Source organism: Hymenobacter bucti, assembly GCF_042681145.1.
GTDB lineage: Bacteria > Bacteroidota > Bacteroidia > Cytophagales > Hymenobacteraceae > Hymenobacter > Hymenobacter bucti.
In genome coordinates this window covers 755478-773351 of sequence record NZ_JBHUFD010000005.1, presented here as the reverse complement: position 1 = coordinate 773351, position 17874 = coordinate 755478, and the positions used below count along the sequence as shown (strand labels likewise).

The window sequence follows — 17874 nt, the reverse complement described above, 5'->3', positions numbered from 1 at the left end:
GCGGCTGGCTCGTTTACCTTTAGGAGTCTCTTATTTTACGTTCCGCCCGTCGGGCGTTACCGCCCACTTATGCTGGCTTCCAAGCTACCCGATATCGGGGTTAGTATCTTTTCCCAAATGACTGCGCTGGCCCAGGAAACGGGGGCGCTCAACCTGGCCCAGGGCTTTCCGGACTACGACCCGCCGCTGGCCCTGCGCGAGGCGCTGGCCCACCACGCCCTGGCGCCGGGCAGCCACCAGTACGCGCCCATGCCGGGCCTGCCGCGCCTGCGCCAGGCCATTGCGGCGCAGGTAGGGCGCCTGCAGGCCGATGCGCCGGCGCCCGACCCCGATACCGAAATCACCATCACGGCCGGCGCCACCGAGGCGCTGTACGTGGTGCTGGCCGCCGTGGTGCGGCCCGGCGATGAGGTCATTATCCTAGAGCCGGCCTACGACCTCTACGGCCCCGCCGTGCGGCTGCAGGGCGGCGTGCCGCGCTACGTGCGCCTGCCCGCGCCCGACTTCCGGCCCGACTGGGACGCGGTGCGGGCGGCCCTAGGTCCGCGCACGCGCCTCATCATGGTGAATACGCCGCACAACCCGAGCGGGGCTGTGTTCTCGGCTGCCGACTGGGACGCGCTGGCCAACCTAGTGGACGGCACCGACGTGCTGGTGCTCTCCGATGAGGTGTACGAGCACCTCGTGTTTGATGGCGTGCCGCCGCGCAGCGCCCGCCAGCACCCGGCCCTGCGGGCGCGCAGCTTCGTGCTGTCGTCGTTTGGCAAAACATACCACGCTACGGGCTGGAAAGCAGGCTATTGCCTGGCCCCGCCCGCCCTCACTACCGAGGTGCGGCGGGTGCACCAGTTCGTGACCTTTGCCGTGAGCACGCCCACCCAGCACGCCCTGGCCGATGTGCTGGCCGCCGACCCCCTCGATGCGCACGCCCGCGGGCTGGCCGCGTTTTACCAGGCCAAGCGCGATGCGTTTCGGGCGCTGCTGGCGGGCGCGGGCTGGCAGCTGCTGGCCGTGCCGGGCGGCTACTTTCAGCTGGCTGGCTATCAGCAGTATTCGCGGGCTACCGACGTGGCCTTTGCCACAGAGCTGGCCCGTGACTGGGGCGTGGCGGTGGTGCCGGTTTCGGCCTTTTACCACGACGGCTACGACCCGGGGCTAATACGTTTTTGCTTTGCTAAAGAGCTAGTTACGCTGGAAGCCGCGACCACCCGCTTGCGCCGGTAAGATAAGCTGAGCAAATTTTATTTAGAATATAGCTAATTATTAGGAGAGTTTGCGCTATTTGCAGAAGTTATTACTATATTTTTCCAGTATTTCCTGTACCTGTATGCCTGATTTTACCGTGTCTCTGGTGCAAACCGACCTGCACTGGCATGACTCCGGGGCCAACCGCGCCGCGCTGGCCGAGCAGCTGGCCGCGGCCCTGGCCGGGCCGGGCCTCACCGACCTGATTGTGTTGCCCGAGATGTTTACCACTGGCTTCAGCATGGAGGCCGTTGCCCAAGCCGAGCCGAGCGAGGGCCCTACGCTGGCCTGGCTGCGCGAGCAAGCCGCCCGCTACGACGCCGTGGTGACGGGCAGCGTGATGCTTACCGAAGCCGGCCGCTACTACAACCGCCTGCTGTGGGTGCGCCCCGATGGCAGCTACAGCGCTTACGATAAGCGGCACCTGTTTCGGATGGCTGGCGAGCACGAGGTGTACACGGCCGGCGCGGAACGCCTGGTGGAGGAGTGGCGCGGGTGGCGTATTCAGCCGCTGGTCTGCTACGACCTGCGCTTTCCGGTGTGGAGCCGCAACCCACCCATCGAGCCCTACGACCTGCTGCTGTACGTGGCCAACTGGCCGCACGCCCGCATCAATGCCTGGAAAGTGCTGCTGCAGGCCCGCGCCATCGAAAACCTAGCTTACGTGGCGGGCGTGAACCGCATCGGCACCGACGGCCTAGGCGTGGAGTACAGCGGCCACTCTATGCTGCTCGACCCGCGCGGCGAATACCTCGCCCAGGCGGGCTCCATGCCCACCATCCTCACCCGCCGCCTCATGCGCCACCCACTGTATGAGGTGCGCGAGCAGCTCTCGGCGCTAAGCGACGCCGACGCGTTTGAACTGGTGAAGTAGGTGAATGAGTGAGGGAGTAAGTCGGTGAAGGAATAATCGTTTTTCCTTCACCAACTCACTCCCTCACTCATTCACTAATTTACTCATTCGACTACTTCACCATCAGCTTCTGGGTGGTGGTAGTGCCTGCTAGGGTAGTGGCCCGCACCACGTAGAGGGCAGGGGCCAGGCCGCGCAGGTCGAGGGTGCGGGTGAGGCGGGCGGCGGCATCCTGGCGCACGAGGCGGCCCGTGAGGTCAAACAGGCGCAGGCTGGTGGGCTGGGCCGTTTCGACGGTGACCGCGTCGGTGGGGCTGGCGGGGTTGGGGTACACGCTGAGGGCGGTTACGGCGGTGGGCGGCACCACCGGCTGGGTGGCCAGCACGGTGCGCTGCACGGGCAGGTAGCTCACCACGCCGCCCGTTTCGGTGCCGATGTACAGCTCGGGCGCGCCATCCTGGTTGAGGTCGGCGGCGAGGGGCGCATAGCGCAGCAGCGCGCCCCGGCCGAGCTGAGCGGCCTGGTAGCTGCTGGTTAATTTGTTAAATATCAAATCGGTGCGCTCCGCGAATTGCAGGCCCTGGCTACGGAAGTCGCTGTAGTAGCGCACGCTGCCCGCGCCATCCACCGTGAGCAGGTCGGGGCGGCCGTCGCCGTCGAAGTCGGCTACCGATGGGCTGAGGTTGATAGGGCGAGGGTTGCTGGCGGTGGTGCGCAGCTGGCCGTAGTCGTTGTTGGCCAGCGCAAACAGGCTGTTGGTGGCCACGCCGGCGCCCTGGTTGCGGAAGTAGCGCAGGCTGGCGCCGGGCTCGCTCGTATCGTTGGTGCCGAGCAGCAGGTCCACATAACCATCGCCATCAACGTCGAAAAAGCACGGCGTATCGCCCGCGTAGGTGGCCAGGGCGCCGGTGCCGCCCGCCCCCTGCGGCCGGAAGTAGTCGTCGGTAGCGGCCGTGAAAACGGCCGCCTGCTGCGCGCCGGCCTGGTTGAGGCGGAAGTGCAGCCGGGTGCTGTTGCCCGCCAGCACCGAGTACACAAGGTCGAGGGCACCGTCGCGGTTGAGGTCGACCAGGGCCGGGCGCAGGCTCTCAAACTTGCTGCTGGGCGTGAGGGCGGCCGTGGCCGCCAGCCCTAGGTAGTCGTCGGTGACGAGCCGGAACACCGGGCGGCGCGCCGTGCCCACATTGCGGTAGTAGGAGAGGCTAGCGCGGTAGTAGCCGTTCACGAGGTCGCCCTGCGAGCCCACCAGCATATCGGTCAGTCCGTCGCCGTCGAGGTCGCCAAAGGCGGGCGCGGCGCCCTCGCTCACATCGAGCATCTCGTTTTGCAAAAAGCCGTCGGTCACCTGCGTGTAGGTGGGCAGGGCGCCCGCCCCGCCGCCGGTGCTGCGGTACTGCCGCACGGTGCGGCGCATGCTCACGCGGTCGGCCGAGTTATCGACCTGGTTGGCGGCTACCACTAGGTCGTTGGCGCCATCTAGGTCGGCATCAAAGACATAAGCGGCCGGAAAGGTGGCCGTAGCCAGGGGCGTCGCCAGCGGATAAGCACTGCTGATGCCCGCCAGCGCGAAGTTGGCCACGGTGTTGGTGCCCGTGTTGAGCAGCCGCGACAGCTGCGGGCAGTTGTCGCGGCCATCGAGCAGGTCGAGCACGCCATCGCCATTGAGGTCCAGCAGCAGCACGTTGTGGCCCACGCTGTGCAGCACTTTGGCGCCAGTGGTGGCGCCCGGCGCGGGGCCCAGCACGCGCCGGGCCTGGCACTGCGCCACGCCGTTGGGCTGGTACGAGGCGCAGTCGGGGCACGCCGAGAGCAGCCCCCAGTAGTTGCTGGCCTGCCGAAACGAGTTGAGGTCGGTGCACGCGCCGGTGCCGGTGTTCAGGTACAGCTCCAGCACCGTGGAGGCCACAAAATCGTAGGTCAGGATGTCGAGCCGGCCATCGCCATTCACGTCCTGCACCGAGGGCATGTTGTAGTAGCCCGTGTTTAGGTTGACGCTGAGCGTGCTGGTGAGGGCAAAATCCAGCTCCGCCTTGGCCAGCGCAAACCGCAGCCCGCCGCTGGCCGGGCTTTCGTTGTGAAACACCCGGATGTTGCCGCCCTCCACGTAGGTAAAAAGGTCGGCCCGGCCATCGCAGTCGTAGTCGCGCAGGGCCACCCAGCTGGCCAGGTCGGTCGGAAACGCGTTTTCGTACACCGGCGCGTACTCCCAGTGCCGGCCGCCGCCGGCCGTAGGCACGTTCAGGAACGTGTAGCTGCGCGAGGCTTCGCGGTCGAAGGCGTAGAGGTCAGCTTGGCCGTCGCCGTTCAGGTCGATGTTGCTAAACTGCGGCGCGTTGAGGCCGCCCACCCAGGCGTGCGCCAGCGTATCGGAGCCCTGCACTAGTTTGGCTACGCTGCCAAACTCGAAGCCAAACCGGGCGCCCGTCGTCTGGGCCTGCGCCGGGGCCGCGCCGCCTACCCACGCCAACAATAAGAACACCAGAAGGCTAACGCGACGGGCCATAAGCGTAAAAAAAGAAAGCGGTAAAACTAGTTGGTAGTCAACAGCAAACCTAGGGAGAGAAGTTGCGCCCCAAGGCTGCTTCGGCAGCTTAAAAATACTGCTCCTCACGGGGGCAGCTGATTAATACTTGAGTTATTTCTGAAGAACTTCTGGTGGTGGCAGTGGCGCTTAGTAGTTTTGTAACTTACATAACTACTTGATAATTATGAAAATAACATTTACTATTGGATTTATACTACTGCTAGTAGGAGTTACGCGCGCCCAAACGGCTACCACCTACGTCACCGAAATTGTGACGGACTACAACGGCTACTGGCGCAGCGGCACCGGCCTGGACCTCAACGCGCTGCTCAACCCCACCCTGCCCGACAACTCGCAGCTGCTGCTGGCCTTTATGGTCAATGGCCAGCGCTTTGCTACGGGCGTCAACAATCAGGTGCTCAGCGATAAGGGCCTGAGCTACCGGCCCACCCGGTACCAGGCGCTACCGGTGGCCGGCCTCAGCAGCACCTTCACCGGCAACACCAAGGTGGCCCTAGGTCAGCTGTACGACAAGGTGGACAACGGCGCCAGCACGCCACCGCCCGCCAACAACTTTGCCCAGTACCTCAGCGACGGGGCGCAGGGCCTCGACCTGGGCACGGGCGTGGCCAACCTGCCGGCCGGCACGCTCACGTTTGCCATCAATTCGGTGGTACAAACGGCCATTGGCGACGGTACCCCGGACGTGCTAGTAACCCAAATTGCCTCGCCCGACAACCTAGGCGACCAATACCAGTTTCTGGACGCCGCGGGCGCCACCGTGGGCAAGGCCCTCACAATAATTTTTACCGACGTGCCGGTAGTGGGCAACTGGACGGCCGACTTCTACGAGGCTTCGCAAACCATCATGGGCTTGCTCGGCAGCTTCACCAAAACGCCGCGGCCGCTGCGCTTGTGGGCGGCCGATTTTTCGGCCTTCAACATCGCGGCCAGCGACTACAGCCGGATAAAGAGCTTCCAGATTAAGCTCAGCGGCAGCAGCGACCAGGCGTTTGTGGCCTACAACGCGAACGCCCTGAGCGTGACGCCCCTGCCCGTGACGCTCACCGCCTTTGCGGGCGTGGCCCAGGGCTCGGCCGTGCACCTGACCTGGCAAACCGCCAGCGAGCGCGATGCCGACGCCTTCGTGGTAGAGGCCAGCGCCGACGGCCGCACCTATGCGCCGGTGGGCCGGGTGGCGGCGGCCGGCACCACTACCCAGGCCCAGCGCTACGCCTTTGGCTACCAGCCGCCGCAGCCCTGCCTAGGGTATTACCGCCTGCGCCAGGTGGACCAGGACAGTACCAGCCACTACTCGCCGGTGGTGGCTGTGCGCACCAGGGCGGCGGCCGTGGCAGTGTTTCCGAGCGTGTTTGACCAGGCCCTGACCGTGCGGCTGCCCGCCGCCGCTAGCACGAGTCTGGCGCTGCTGGCCCCCGATGGCCGCGTGCTGCGCCAGCAGCAGCTGGCCGGCTCACCGGCTCAGGACCTAGCCTTGCCCGGCCTGGCCGCCCTGCCGCCCGGCCTTTACCTGCTGCGCGTAGTGCTCGATGGCCAAGCCAGCCTACACCGGGTGGTGAAGTGGTGACGAGGTGAGAAGGTGAGTAAGGTGATACCAATCTCACCTTTTCACTTCCTCACTTCCTTCCCTCTTCGCCACCTTTGCGGCCGTGATGATGACGACCACGCCCCTCTACGCCCAGTACCTCGCCGCCCAGGGCCAGGTCAGCACCGATTCGCGCCAGCCCCAGCCGGGCACGCTCTTTTTTGCCCTCAATGGCCCCAGCTTCCGCGGGGCTGCCTTTGCCGCCAGCGCGCTGGCCAAGGGCGCTCGCCACGCCGTGGTGGATGATGAAGCGCTGGTGGCCCAGGACCCAACCCATTACACCTATGCCCCCGACCCACTGGCCGCCCTGCAAGCCCTGGCCCAGGAGCACCGCCGCCAGTTCCGGGGCCCGGTGCTGGCCGTGACGGGCTCAAACGGCAAGACCACCACCAAGGAGCTGCTAACGGTGGTGCTGGCGCAGAAATACAACGTGCTGGCTACCATTGGTAATCTCAATAACCACATCGGCGTGCCGCTCACGCTGCTGCGCCTGAAGCCGCAGGAGCACGACTTCGCCGTGATTGAGATGGGCGCCAACCACCGGGGCGAAATCGCGGACTACTGCCAGTGGGCTGCGCCCACGCACGGCCTCATCACCAACATCGGCAAGGCCCACCTCGAAGGCTTTGGCGGCGAGGCCGGCATTGCCCTAGGCAAGGGCGAGCTGTTTGACTACCTGGCCGCCCAACAAGGCACAGCTTTTGTCAATACGCTTGATACCAAGCTACCCAGCCTGGCGGGGGCGGTGCCGCACCGCGCCACCTACCCTCAGCCCCATGATACGTACCCCGCCACGCTGCTGGCCGCCGACCCAGCCCTACGCCTGCGTCTGGGCGATGATACGGAAGTAAGCGCCCAGCTCACAGGCGACTACAACTTCCCGAACCTGGCGGCCGCAGCCGCCGTGGGTGCCTTTTTCGGCGTGCCCGCCGTGGCGATAGCCGCCGCCCTGGCCGCCTACAATCCGCAGAACAACCGCTCGCAGCTAATGCGCACCGACCACGGCAACGACCTGATACTCGACGCCTACAACGCCAACCCCAGCAGCATGGCCGCCGCCCTGCGCAGCTTCGCGCAGCGGCCCCTAGGTGCCAGCCAGGGCCGGCTGGCCATCCTCGGCGACATGTTTGAGCTAGGCGAAACCAGCGCCGCCGAGCACCGAGCCCTTGGCCAACTGCTGGCCGACCTAGGGCTGAACAATGTGCTGCTCATCGGCCCGCTGATGCAGGCCGCCGCCGCCGCCCAGCCCGCCGCCCACTACTTTGCCGACAAGGCCGCCGCCGCCGAGTGGCTGGCCCACCAAACCATTGCTGGCCAGCTGGTGCTGCTGAAAGGCAGCCGCGGCATGGGCCTGGAGTCGCTGCTGCCGCTACTTTAGTCAGTTAACAAGTAGCAATTAACAGCCGTTCTGACACGACCCAACGGGCCCGTCAGAGCGGCTGTTAATTGCTACTTGCTACTTATTAACTGACCTAAAACGGGCTTTCCAGCTCGGCCAGAGTGGGCAAGATGGCGTCTTTAGGCGACACCAGTGCCTCACCCTCAAAGCCCCAGTCGATACCTAGGGCGGGGTCATTCCAGAGCAGGCCACCCTCGGCGCTGGGCGCATAGTAGCCCGAGCATTTGTAGAGGAAAAGCGTGTTATCCTCCAAAGCCACGAAGCCGTGAGCGAAGCCGACGGGCACGTAAAAGGCATTGCCGAGCTCGGCCGTGAGCAGCACCTTGGCGTGCTGGCCGTAGGTGGGCGAGTCGCGGCGCAGGTCCACTACCACATCGAGGGCGCGGCCCTGGGCCACGCGCACCAGCTTATCCTGGGCGTGCGGCGGCTTCTGAAAGTGCAGCCCGCGCAGGGTGCCGGCCTTGGAGCTGCTCTGGTTGTCCTGCACCCAGTCGAGGTGCGGCAGCCCCAGGCCTTCCATCTTGGCCGCGCTGAAGCTTTCGAAGAATGCGCCGCGCGGGTCACCAAAAATGCGGGGCCGAAACTCTAGTAGGCCAGCTATAGGATAGGTGATAACTTCCATATTACTAGGTGAGTAAGTGAAGATGTTAGAAGGTGAGGAAGCGAGGAAGGCAGATGGTGAGGCTATGTGGTAAGTAGGCGAGAAGGCCAAAAGGTGAGGAAAATTAATTCTTTACACTTCCTGATTCCCTAATCTTTTCATCCTACCCGTTTACCAGCTTCGGCCACGGCGGCCAGGTACTCGCGCAGCACGAGCTGCTCGTCAAATTTTTCTTCGGCGAGCTCGCGGCTGGCGGCGCCCATTACGGCCAGGCGCTGGGGCGGCAGCTGGGCCATTTGCAGCAGCTTGGCGGCCAGGTCGTCGGCCGAGCGCACCTGGCAGAGGTAGCCATTGCGGCCGTGCTCCACGGTTTCGCGACAGCCGGGCACATTGGTGGTAATGAGCGGTTTGCCGCAGGCGGCGGCTTCGAGCAGGGTCTTGGGCGTGCCCTCGCGGTAGCTGGGCAGCACCACGCAGTCGGCGCGGTGCAGGTGCTCGGCCACGTTGTCGGAGGTGCCTAGGTGCTCGACGGTACCCTCGGCGAGCCACTGCTCAAACGTGGCCCGGGGCACGCCCACGCCGCCCGCCTCGTCGAGGCCGCCCAGTAGCTGCACCCGCACCTTATCGGCGCCTAGGGCGGCCCGCACCTGCCGCGCCGCTTCGAAGTATTCCACAATGCCTTTTTCGTAGAGCACCCGCGCCACCATGAGGAAAGTGAAGGGCGCATCGGCAGCTTTCTCACTGCTCGGCTGCGGCCGAAAACGCGCCAAATCGACGCCCGAGCCGGGCACCAGGCCCGTGCGCTCGGGCCGAATGAGGCCGTAGCGGATGAACAGCTCGCGGTCGTCGTTATTCTGAAAAAACACCTTGTGCGGAAACCGAAACGCAAAGCGGTAGAGCCCGCGGGCGACCTTGCTCACCAGGTTTTCGATGAGAAAAACGGTACCTAGGCCGCTCACATTGTTGATGCTGGCCACGCCCGCCAGCTTGGCCGCCAGCGTGCCGTAGATGTTGGGTTTGATGGTGAAGTGCAGCACCACGTCGGGCCGCTCGCGCTTGTAAATGGTTAGAAAACGGCGCGTTAGCTGGGCATCCTTAACGGGGTTGGTGCCCTTGTTTTCCATCAGGATGGGCACGTAGCGGCAGCCCAATTCACTTTCGAGGCGCGCCGAATAGGCATCGGGTGGCGCGATGGCCAGCACCTCGTGGCCGGCCGCTTGCAGGGCTTTGACCAAGCCCCGCCGGAAGTTCCAGATGTTCCAGGAGGTATTAATAACTACAGCAACGCGCACGGGCCTAGGCTAACTTAAAGGAATAGAATAATGGGGCAAAGGTCGGGTGCGAAAGCGGCGCGGGCGCTACTCGGCGCGGCGGGCGGGTTACTTTCGGCGCAGTTTTCGCGTTGTGCAGCTTGTATGTCTATTCTTCAAAAAGGCGGATTTTTGCTGGGCTGCCTGGCCCTAAGCGCTGGCGCTCAGGCCGCCCCGCCCGCGCCGGGCCAATTAATTTTTCAAAAAAACTGCCAGCGCTGCCACGGCAAAGATGGCCGCCTGGGCCTGAACGGTGCCCACGACCTCACTAAAAGCAACCTCAACACTATGGGGCGTACTTACTTAGTGACAAGTGGTATGGGTAAAATGCCGAGTTTCAGCAAGACCCTCACGCCGGCCCAGATTGCGCAGGTAGTGGCCTATTCGCTGACGCTGAAGTAGGCCCTGCACCTTGCAACGGTAGCTGGGCGGTAGGTATCGGGGAGTAGTAGTATGCTGAGTATCAATAAAATTTGATTACTTCGTATTATCCTGCTATTCCTAGATACTTGCTTACATGAAACAAACTTTCCTGCTCGGGGCATTGCTGGCCCTAGGTCTGCCCGCCCGGCCGCTGCTGGCCCAAACCGCCGCCGCTCTGCCCACGGGCGTCACGCAAGTGACCTCCGTGGAGGGCATCACCGAATACCGGCTGGCCAATGGGCTGCGGGTGCTGCTGTTTCCGGACCAGTCGAAGGCCACGGCGACGGTGAATATCACCTACCTGGTGGGCTCGCGGCTGGAGGGCTATGGCGAAAGCGGCATGGCCCACTTGCTGGAGCACATGGTGTTTAAGGGCTCGCCCAAGCATCCAAATATCCCGCAGGAACTGACCGAGCACGGTGCCAACCCCAACGGCACCACTTGGCTCGACCGCACCAACTACTTCGAAACCTTCACCTCAACGAATGAGAACTTGAAGTGGGCGCTCGACCTGGAATCTGACCGCATGGTCAATTCATTCATCGCCAAGAAGGACCTGGAGAGCGAGTTCAGTGTGGTGCGCAACGAGTTTGAGAGCGGCGAAAACTCGCCCAGCCGGGTGCTCGAAGAGCGCGTGCTGAGCAGCGCCTACCTCTGGCACAACTACGGCAAATCGACCATTGGCTCGAAGGAAGACATTGAGCGCGTGCCGATTGATAACCTCAAGGCCTTTTACCAGAAGTACTACCAGCCCGACAACGCCGTGCTGCTGGTGGCCGGTAAGTTTGACCCTGCTAAAACGCTGGCGCTCATCAAGCAGGACTTTGGCCCCATCCCGAAACCCAGCCGCGTGCTGGCCGCCACCTACACCACCGAGCCCACCCAGGACGGCGAGCGCAGCGTGACCCTGCGCCGTCCCGGCGACACCCAGGCCCTAGGTGCCGCCTACCACGTGCCCGCCGGCAGCAGCCCTGACTACGCCGCCACCGAGGCGCTGGTAGAAGTGCTCACCAACCGCCCCTCGGGCCGCCTGTACAAGGCGCTGATTGAGGGTAAGAAAGCGGCCAGCACCTGGGGCTACGTGGCCATGCTGCACGACCCCGGCTACGCCTATTTCTACGCCGACGTGCGCCAGGGCCGCTCGCTCGATTCGGCCCGCGTAGCCATGCTCAGCGCCCTCGACGCTGTGGGCCGCACCCAGCCGCCCACAGCCGAGGAAGTGGAGCGCGCTAAGACTAAATTGCTCAAAGACATCGAGCTGCTATTCCAGAGAAGCGACGACCTAGGGCTGACGCTGAGCGAGTACATCGCCACCGGCGACTGGCGCCTCGTGTACCTCTACCGCGACAACCTGCGCAAGGTGACGGCCGCCGACGTGCAGCGCGTGGCCGCCGCCTACCTCAAGCCCAGCAACCGTACGGTGGGCCTGTTTGAGCCCGACAACCGGCCCGACCGCAGCGCCGTGCCCGCCGCGCCCGACGTGGCGGCGCTGGTCAAGAACTACAAGGGCGAGCCCGCCATTGCGGCCGGTGAAGCCTTCGACGCCTCGCCCACCAACATCGACACCCGCACCAAACTCGGCCAGGAGAAGAACGGCCTTAAGTACGCGCTGCTGCAAAAGCAAAACCGGGGCAATGCCGTGAATGCCACGCTCAAAATCCGTTACGGCTCGGAAGCTACCCTCAGCAATAAGCCCGAATTGGCGGGCTTCACGGCCGTTTTGCTGCAGCGGGGTACCAAGACGCGCACGTATGCTCAGATTAAGGATGCCCTGGATAAAGCGAAGGCCCAGGTGAGCTTCTACGGCAGTGGCCAAACCTGTAACGTATCCATCCAGACTGATAAAACCCACTTGCCGGGCGTGCTTGACATAGTGCTCGACTGCTTGCGCAACCCCACTTTTCCGGCCGAGGAGTTTGAGAAGTTCCGCCAGGAGTACCTAGCTTACCTCGAAGCGCAACTGCAAGAGCCGCAGGCCCTGGCCTTCAACCTGGCCACCCGCCTGAGCGAGCCGTATGCGCCAGGCCACCCGTTGGCCACCTTGCCCTACGAGCAGGAGATTGCCGCCGTGAAGGCCCTGAAAGTAGAAGACGTACGCGCCTTCTACAAGCAGTTTTACGGCGCCCAAAACGCTACGGTAGCCGTGGTGGGCAGCTTCGACGAGCCGGCCCTGCGCCAGCGCCTCGACAAGCAGCTGGGCACTTGGAAAGCCAGCAGCCCCTACGCCCGCATTCCGCAGCACATCTTTTCCAGCACCGCCCAGAGCCAAGCCCTGCAAACCAACGATAAGGCCAACGCCATGTTCGTGACCATGATGAAGTACCCGCTGCGCGACGACTCGCCTGACTACGCGGCCCTGTACATGGCCAACTACATCCTAGGCGACGGCTTTCTAAACTCGCGCCTCGCCACCCGCATTCGCCAAAAAGAGGGCGTGAGCTACGGCGTGGGCTCCTTCATGTACGCCGACGACAACGACGAGGTCGGCAGCTTCACGTCCTACGCCATTTACAACCCCGACAACTCGACTCGGCTCGAACAGGCTTATAAGGAAGAGGTAGAGCGCCTGCTCAAAGATGGCATCACGGCCGACGAGCTGAAGGCCGCCAAGTCGGCCGCGCTGCAAAACTTCCAGGTGCAGCGCTCGCAAGACCGTAACCTGGCCAGCACCTGGGCGCAGTACCTCACCAAAGCCGAGGGCCGCACCTTCGCCTACGACGCCGAACTCGACCGCCGCATAGCGGCCCTCACCTCCGAGCAAGTGAGCGCCGCCGCTAAGAAGTACTTGGACTACAGCAAGCTAACCATCGTAAAAGCCGGCGATTTCGCCCGGAGCGCCAAGCCCAAGGCGAGCGCGCCGTAGTGGTGGTAGCGTTATGGCTACTTCCACCAACATCTTAAAGAGCTGTCCTGCTTAGCGGGATAGCTCTTTTTGCTAGGTAGCTAGCCAGTACCCAGCGGGGCTAGCACGCTGTCACCCTAGGTGCAAAACCACGTATACTATTCCCCCATAGTATCCTTTCGTTATTCAACGATTTTGCTATAATTGGCGTTATCTATCCAGCGCACCCAACCCGCGCACTTTCTGAATGTCCAAATCCAAAGACAACAACGGCCAGGGTAGCACCCGCCACCAGGGTGCCACCGACAGCACGCCCGCTCGGCGCGACACCAAGCTGCCCAGCCACCTGCTCAAAAGCACCAAAACCCACGCCACGGCCAAAGAGCGCGAAACTGCCGTGCTCGTGAGCGTACCCCCGCGCCGCCAAACCGACGCCCAAACTACCGAATACCTTGATGAGCTGGCCTTTCTGATTGAAACGGCCGGTGCCCAGGCTACCAAGCGCTTCGTGCAAAAACTCGAAAAGCCTGACGTCCGCAGCTACGTGGGCGAGGGCAAGCTAGCCGAATTGAAGGCCTACGTGACGCACGAAAAAAGCAGTATGGTCGTGTTTGACGATGACCTATCGCCCTCGCAGCTGCGCAACCTAGAGGCCGAGCTGAAAGTGAAAATCGTGGATAGGTCGCTGCTCATTCTCGACATTTTTGCGCTGCGGGCCAAGTCGGCTACATCGCGCACGCAGGTCGAGCTGGCGCAGTACCAGTACCTGTTGCCCCGCCTCACCGGCCTCTGGACTCACTTGGACAAGCAGCGTGGTGGTGTGGGCATGAAAGGCCCTGGTGAAACGGAAATTGAGACCGACCGACGCATTGTGCGCGACCGCATCGCGTTCCTCAAGGAGAAGCTGGAGGACCTAGACAAGCAGGCGCACACCCAGCGCAAGACGCGCCAGAATACCATTCGGGTGGCGCTAGTGGGCTACACGAACGTGGGCAAATCCACGATAATGAACCTGCTCGGCAAGGCCGAAGTCTTTGCCGAAAACAAGCTTTTCGCCACCGTCGATGCCACGACCCGCAAGGTGGTGCTCGACAACCACGTGCCGTTCCTGCTGAGCGACACGGTCGGGTTTATCCGCAAGCTGCCTACTAAGCTCATCGAGAGCTTTAAGAGCACGCTTGATGAGATTCGGGAGGCCGATTTGCTCATCCACGTCGTGGATATTTCGCACCAGGCCTTCGAGGAGCACATGGAAGTGGTAAACGAAACGCTGCGTGAAATCGGCGCTTCGGATAAGCCTTCGCTGCTGGTATTCAATAAAATAGACCAGTACAAGGCCGACGCCGACCCGATGCCCAACTTCGCCGACGACGACCCCGACCAGGAGTTCCCAACCGACTTTGAGGAGCCCGCCGCGCGCCCGCCCCTCGAGCAGTTACAGGAATCCTACATGGCCCGGCTGCACGACCCGGTGGTGTTCATTTCGGCTCAAAACAAGGAGAACATCGAAGCGCTGCGCGAATTGCTGGGCCGCAAGGTGGCTGAGCTCTACCAGATACGCTACCCGTACAGCAACAACCAGTACGGCCAGTACGACGCCGTAGCGGAGTAGCCGACAGAAGCTAGAAAAAGCGGCCGGGACATTTGTCCCGGCCGCTTTTTTCGTGCCCCTAGGTTCGACCTTTGCCCCATGCACACCCTAGACCAGCTGCGCGCCGGGCAGCTCGCGGGCGCCACGCGCCTCGACCTCTCGGCCGGCCTCACCGAGTTCCCCCGCGAAATATTTGACCTAGCCGATTCGCTCGAAATTCTCAACCTCTCGGGCAACGCCCTCTCGGCGCTGCCCGATGACCTGCCCCGTTTGCGCAAGCTGCGCGTGCTGTTTTGCTCCGATAACCAGTTTACGGCCGTGCCCGAGGTGCTGGGCCAGTGCCCGCTGCTGAGCATGATAGGTTTCAAGGCCAACCAGATACGTACGCTGCCCGCGGCCGCCCTGCCGCCCCAGCTGCGCTGGCTCATCCTCACCGACAACCAGCTGGCCGAGCTGCCGCCCGAAATCGGCAACTGCCCGTACCTGGAAAAGCTGATGCTGGCCGGCAACCAGCTCACGGCCTTGCCCGCTACGCTGGCGCAGTGCACCAACCTAGGGCTGCTGCGCATCGCGGCCAACCAGCTCGCCGAGCTGCCGGCCTGGCTGCTGGCCATGCCCCGGCTGAGCTGGCTGGCCTACGCGGGCAACCCCTTTGGCGCGGCGGCCGAGGCGGCGGTGGTGGCGCGGCACCCTATCGAGGCCATCCCGTGGGCGCAGCTGCGTATCGAGCAGCAGCTGGGTGAGGGCGCCTCAGGTGTCATTTACCGGGCGGCGTGGCACCGCGGCGCGGCCGTGCCCACGGAGGTGGCCGTGAAGCTCTTCAAGGGCGCCGTTACCAGCGATGGCCTGCCGCACAGCGAGATGGCCGCCTGCATCAGCGCCGGCGCGCACCCCAATCTCATTGCCGTGAAGGGCAAAATTGCTGAGCACCCGGCCGGCTCCGAAGGCTTAGTGCTTGAGCTTATCGACCCCGCTTTTCACAACCTAGGAGGGCCGCCAAGCTTGGCCAGCTGCACCCGCGATGTGTACGCGCCCGGCACCGTGTATAGCCTGCCTGCCGCACTGAAGATGGCCCTAGGTATCGCCGCTGCCGCCGCGCATCTGCACGCGCAGGGCATCATGCACGGCGACTTATACGCCCATAACATTCTGTATACCGAGGCGGGCGACGCGCTGCTGGGCGACTTTGGTGCTGCCTGTTTCTTCGACCCCGCCGACCTAGGTCGTGCCGAAGCCTTGCAGCGGCTAGAGGTGCGTGCCTTCGCCTGCCTGCTCGAAGACCTGCTGACCCACTGCCCCGAAGCCGCCACGGTGCCGGCCGTGCACCAAGCCTGGCAGCAGCTACAGCATCGCTGCGCCCAGCCCACAGTCGCGGCCCGGCCGCTGTTTGCGGAGGTGGTAGCCGAGCTGGCCCGCTGGCCAGAGTTGGTAGCGTAGAAATTGGCTGTGTAGCCCTAAAACAACCTAGAAGCCGGCTCTATTAGAGCCGGCTTTTTCAGGAAAATTTCGGTCAAAACGCCTCGCGTATTGAGAGATTTTCTGAGCACATTCTGAAGAGGATATTTTTTTGCTAAACACAAAATAGGTTTAGGCCAGATGAGCTAGGATTATGGGTGGAAAGACTGAGCAGCCACGCAGTTAGGATAGTGGTATAATCAAATTTTATCGATAGGTTTGGTTTGTATCTTCTTCCTTTTCCACTCCCATTCCCTACATGAAAAAAATCGTTTACTCGCTCTTATCGGGACTTACCATACTTGGCCTTGCGGGGCCAGCAGCGTTGGCGCAGCAGATGCCGGCGCACCGGCAGTGCGCTACCATGGAAGTGCTAGCCGCCCAGCTGGCCGCCGACCCTAGCTACGGCGCCCGCCTGCAAGCCATGGACCAGCAAGCTGCCGCCTACGCGGCTAAAAAAGCCGCCAACCCTGCGCAGCGGACCACGTCGAATATCATCGTCACTATTCCGGTAGTAGTGCACGTGCTTTACAACACGGCCGCGCAGAACATCAGCGATGCCCAGGTGCAGTCGCAGCTTGACGTGCTCAACGCCGACTTTCACCGCCTGAATGGCGACCTGAGCAAGGTGCCGGCGGCCTTCACTAGCCTCATCGGCGATGCGGGCGTGCAGTTTGTGCTAGCCAAGCGCGACCCCAGCGGCAATGCCACTACCGGCATCGTGCACAAGAGCACCACCGCCACCAGCTTCGACAGCAGCGATAAGATGAAGTACAGCAGCAGCGGCGGCGACGATGCCTGGCCCGCGGCTTCGTACCTCAACCTCTGGAGCTGCAACCTAGGCGGCGGCTTGCTCGGCTACGCGCAGTTTCCGGGCGGCGCGCCAGCTACCGATGGCGTAGCTATTCTGTACTCGGCCTTCGGCAGCGGCGGCACCGCCGTGGCGCCCTACGACCTGGGCCGCACCGCTACCCACGAAGTAGGCCATTGGCTGAACCTGCGCCACATCTGGGGCGATGCCCGCTGCGGCAACGACCAGGTGAGCGACACCCCCACCCAGCAAACCAGTAACTACGGCTGCCCCGCCTTCCCGCACGTGACCTGCTCGAACGGCGCCAGCGGCGACATGTTCATGAACTACATGGACTACACCGACGACGGCTGCATGCAGATGTTTTCGAGCGGTCAGGGCGACCGCATGGATGCCTTGTTTGCCACCGGCGGCTCGCGCGCGGCGCTGCTCACTTCGCAGGGCGGCGTGGCACCCGGCACCAGCCCCACGCCCACGCCTACCCCCACGCCAACGCCTACCGTGGCGTATTGCGCCAGCCAGGGCAATGCTGCGGCGCAGTTTATCGACTACGTGAAGCTGGGTAGCCTCAGCCGCAGCAGCGGTAACGATGGCGGCTACTACGACGGTACAGCCCTGAGCGTCAGCGTGGCCGCCGGCTCGGGGCAGACCCTGAGCTTCTCGGCGGGCTTTGCTAATAAGACAGCCACCGTGTACTTCGACGCCTATGCCGACTGGAACCAGGATGGCGACTTCGCCGATGCGGGCGAGACGCTGGTAACCGACCCCGGCAGCAAAAGCGCCGCCACGCGTAGCGCCACGTTCACGGTGCCCGCCGCCGCCAAAGCTGGCAACACCCGCCTGCGCCTCGTGCTGAGCGCCGCCAGCACCACTACCCCCTGCGGCACCTACAGCGCCGGCGAAACCGAAGACTATACCCTCACCGTGACCGGCGGTGCCACTGCCCGCCTCGCCGGTACCACCGCCGACCGCTACACCCTCTACCCTAACCCCGCCACCGACGTGCTGACGATAGAGCGCCCCGCCTCGGCCGATGCCCGCTTGCCACTGCGCGTACACGTCTACGACTTGCGCGGCGCCGAAGTGGCCGACCTACCGCTCGCCAACGACCAGCTGCGCGTGAGCACCCTGAGCCAGGGCGTGTACCTGCTCACGGTGAGCGACGGTGCCACCACCTCGCACCAGCGCTTCGTGAAGCAGTAGGGTAAGAAGAA

12 protein-coding genes are annotated in these 17874 nt (G+C 63.5%); 9 read left to right on the top strand and 3 right to left on the bottom strand.

Annotated features, from left to right (window positions below):
- Positions 1-69: 69 nt before the first annotated feature.
- Together ACFSDX_RS15270 and ACFSDX_RS15265 are read left to right on the top strand one after the other, a co-directional pair.
- The gene (locus ACFSDX_RS15270; RefSeq protein WP_382315020.1) at positions 70-1224 is read left to right on the top strand and encodes a methionine aminotransferase; all 1155 of its coding nucleotides are present in this window, start codon (positions 70-72) and stop codon (positions 1222-1224) included.
- Positions 1225-1327: 103 nt separating this feature from the next.
- The gene (locus ACFSDX_RS15265) at positions 1328-2119 is read left to right on the top strand and encodes an amidohydrolase (protein ID WP_382315018.1); all 792 of its coding nucleotides are present in this window, start codon (positions 1328-1330) and stop codon (positions 2117-2119) included.
- A gap of 91 nt (positions 2120-2210) precedes the next feature.
- On the opposite strand, the gene ACFSDX_RS15260 is transcribed toward ACFSDX_RS15265, so the two are convergent.
- Positions 2211-4601: an FG-GAP-like repeat-containing protein gene (locus ACFSDX_RS15260; protein WP_382315016.1), complete on the bottom strand. Its 2391-nt coding sequence runs from the start codon at positions 4599-4601 to the stop codon at positions 2211-2213.
- A 205-nt stretch (positions 4602-4806) separates the two neighbouring features.
- Between ACFSDX_RS15260 and ACFSDX_RS15255 the strand changes: the two genes are divergently transcribed.
- Positions 4807-6210: a hypothetical protein gene (locus ACFSDX_RS15255; protein ID WP_382315014.1), complete on the top strand. Its 1404-nt coding sequence runs from the start codon at positions 4807-4809 to the stop codon at positions 6208-6210.
- Between the two features lie 85 nt (positions 6211-6295).
- Positions 6296-7606: a UDP-N-acetylmuramoyl-tripeptide--D-alanyl-D-alanine ligase gene (locus ACFSDX_RS15250; protein WP_382315012.1), complete on the top strand. Its 1311-nt coding sequence runs from the start codon at positions 6296-6298 to the stop codon at positions 7604-7606.
- Between the two features lie 94 nt (positions 7607-7700).
- On the opposite strand, the gene rfbC is transcribed toward ACFSDX_RS15250, so the two are convergent.
- Together rfbC and ACFSDX_RS15240 are read right to left on the bottom strand one after the other, a co-directional pair.
- Positions 7701-8249 carry a dTDP-4-dehydrorhamnose 3,5-epimerase gene (rfbC, locus tag ACFSDX_RS15245; RefSeq protein WP_382315010.1) on the bottom strand — a complete coding sequence of 183 codons (549 nt, stop codon included), beginning with the start codon at positions 8247-8249 and terminating at the stop codon, positions 7701-7703.
- Positions 8250-8386: 137 nt separating this feature from the next.
- Positions 8387-9520, bottom strand: a complete 1134-nt coding sequence (locus tag ACFSDX_RS15240) for a glycosyltransferase family 4 protein (RefSeq protein ID WP_382315008.1) — start codon at positions 9518-9520, stop codon at positions 8387-8389.
- Positions 9521-9643: 123 nt separating this feature from the next.
- On the opposite strand from ACFSDX_RS15240, the gene ACFSDX_RS15235 reads away from it, so the two are divergent.
- The 5 genes from ACFSDX_RS15235 (at position 9644) to ACFSDX_RS15215 (ending at position 17863) form a co-directional block, all read left to right on the top strand.
- A complete protein-coding gene (locus tag ACFSDX_RS15235) occupies positions 9644-9940 on the top strand; it encodes a c-type cytochrome (protein ID WP_382315006.1) in 297 nt (98 codons plus the stop codon).
- A gap of 115 nt (positions 9941-10055) precedes the next feature.
- Positions 10056-12824, top strand: a complete 2769-nt coding sequence (locus ACFSDX_RS15230) for a M16 family metallopeptidase (protein ID WP_382315004.1) — start codon at positions 10056-10058, stop codon at positions 12822-12824.
- Between the two features lie 226 nt (positions 12825-13050).
- A complete protein-coding gene (gene hflX / locus ACFSDX_RS15225) occupies positions 13051-14415 on the top strand; it encodes a GTPase HflX (protein ID WP_382315002.1) in 1365 nt (454 codons plus the stop codon).
- A gap of 78 nt (positions 14416-14493) precedes the next feature.
- Positions 14494-15831: a leucine-rich repeat-containing protein kinase family protein gene (locus ACFSDX_RS15220; RefSeq protein ID WP_382315000.1), complete on the top strand. Its 1338-nt coding sequence runs from the start codon at positions 14494-14496 to the stop codon at positions 15829-15831.
- 277 nt (positions 15832-16108) lie between these two features.
- Positions 16109-17863, top strand: coding sequence for a GEVED domain-containing protein (locus ACFSDX_RS15215; protein WP_382314998.1), 1755 nt, complete (start codon positions 16109-16111; stop codon positions 17861-17863).
- Positions 17864-17874: the final 11 nt, after the last annotated feature.

Coding starts and splice junctions, on each gene's coding strand:
- ACFSDX_RS15270 (WP_382315020.1), top strand. CDS start 70: ATGCTGGCTTCCAAGCTACCCGATATCGGGGTTAGTATCTTTTCCCAA.
- ACFSDX_RS15265 (WP_382315018.1), top strand. CDS start 1,328: ATGCCTGATTTTACCGTGTCTCTGGTGCAAACCGACCTGCACTGGCAT.
- ACFSDX_RS15260 (WP_382315016.1), bottom strand. CDS start 4,601: ATGGCCCGTCGCGTTAGCCTTCTGGTGTTCTTATTGTTGGCGTGGGTA.
- ACFSDX_RS15255 (WP_382315014.1), top strand. CDS start 4,807: ATGAAAATAACATTTACTATTGGATTTATACTACTGCTAGTAGGAGTT.
- ACFSDX_RS15250 (WP_382315012.1), top strand. CDS start 6,296: ATGATGACGACCACGCCCCTCTACGCCCAGTACCTCGCCGCCCAGGGC.
- rfbC (WP_382315010.1), bottom strand. CDS start 8,249: ATGGAAGTTATCACCTATCCTATAGCTGGCCTACTAGAGTTTCGGCCC.
- ACFSDX_RS15235 (WP_382315006.1), top strand. CDS start 9,644: ATGTCTATTCTTCAAAAAGGCGGATTTTTGCTGGGCTGCCTGGCCCTA.
- ACFSDX_RS15230 (WP_382315004.1), top strand. CDS start 10,056: ATGAAACAAACTTTCCTGCTCGGGGCATTGCTGGCCCTAGGTCTGCCC.
- hflX (WP_382315002.1), top strand. CDS start 13,051: ATGTCCAAATCCAAAGACAACAACGGCCAGGGTAGCACCCGCCACCAG.
- ACFSDX_RS15220 (WP_382315000.1), top strand. CDS start 14,494: ATGCACACCCTAGACCAGCTGCGCGCCGGGCAGCTCGCGGGCGCCACG.
- ACFSDX_RS15215 (WP_382314998.1), top strand. CDS start 16,109: ATGAAAAAAATCGTTTACTCGCTCTTATCGGGACTTACCATACTTGGC.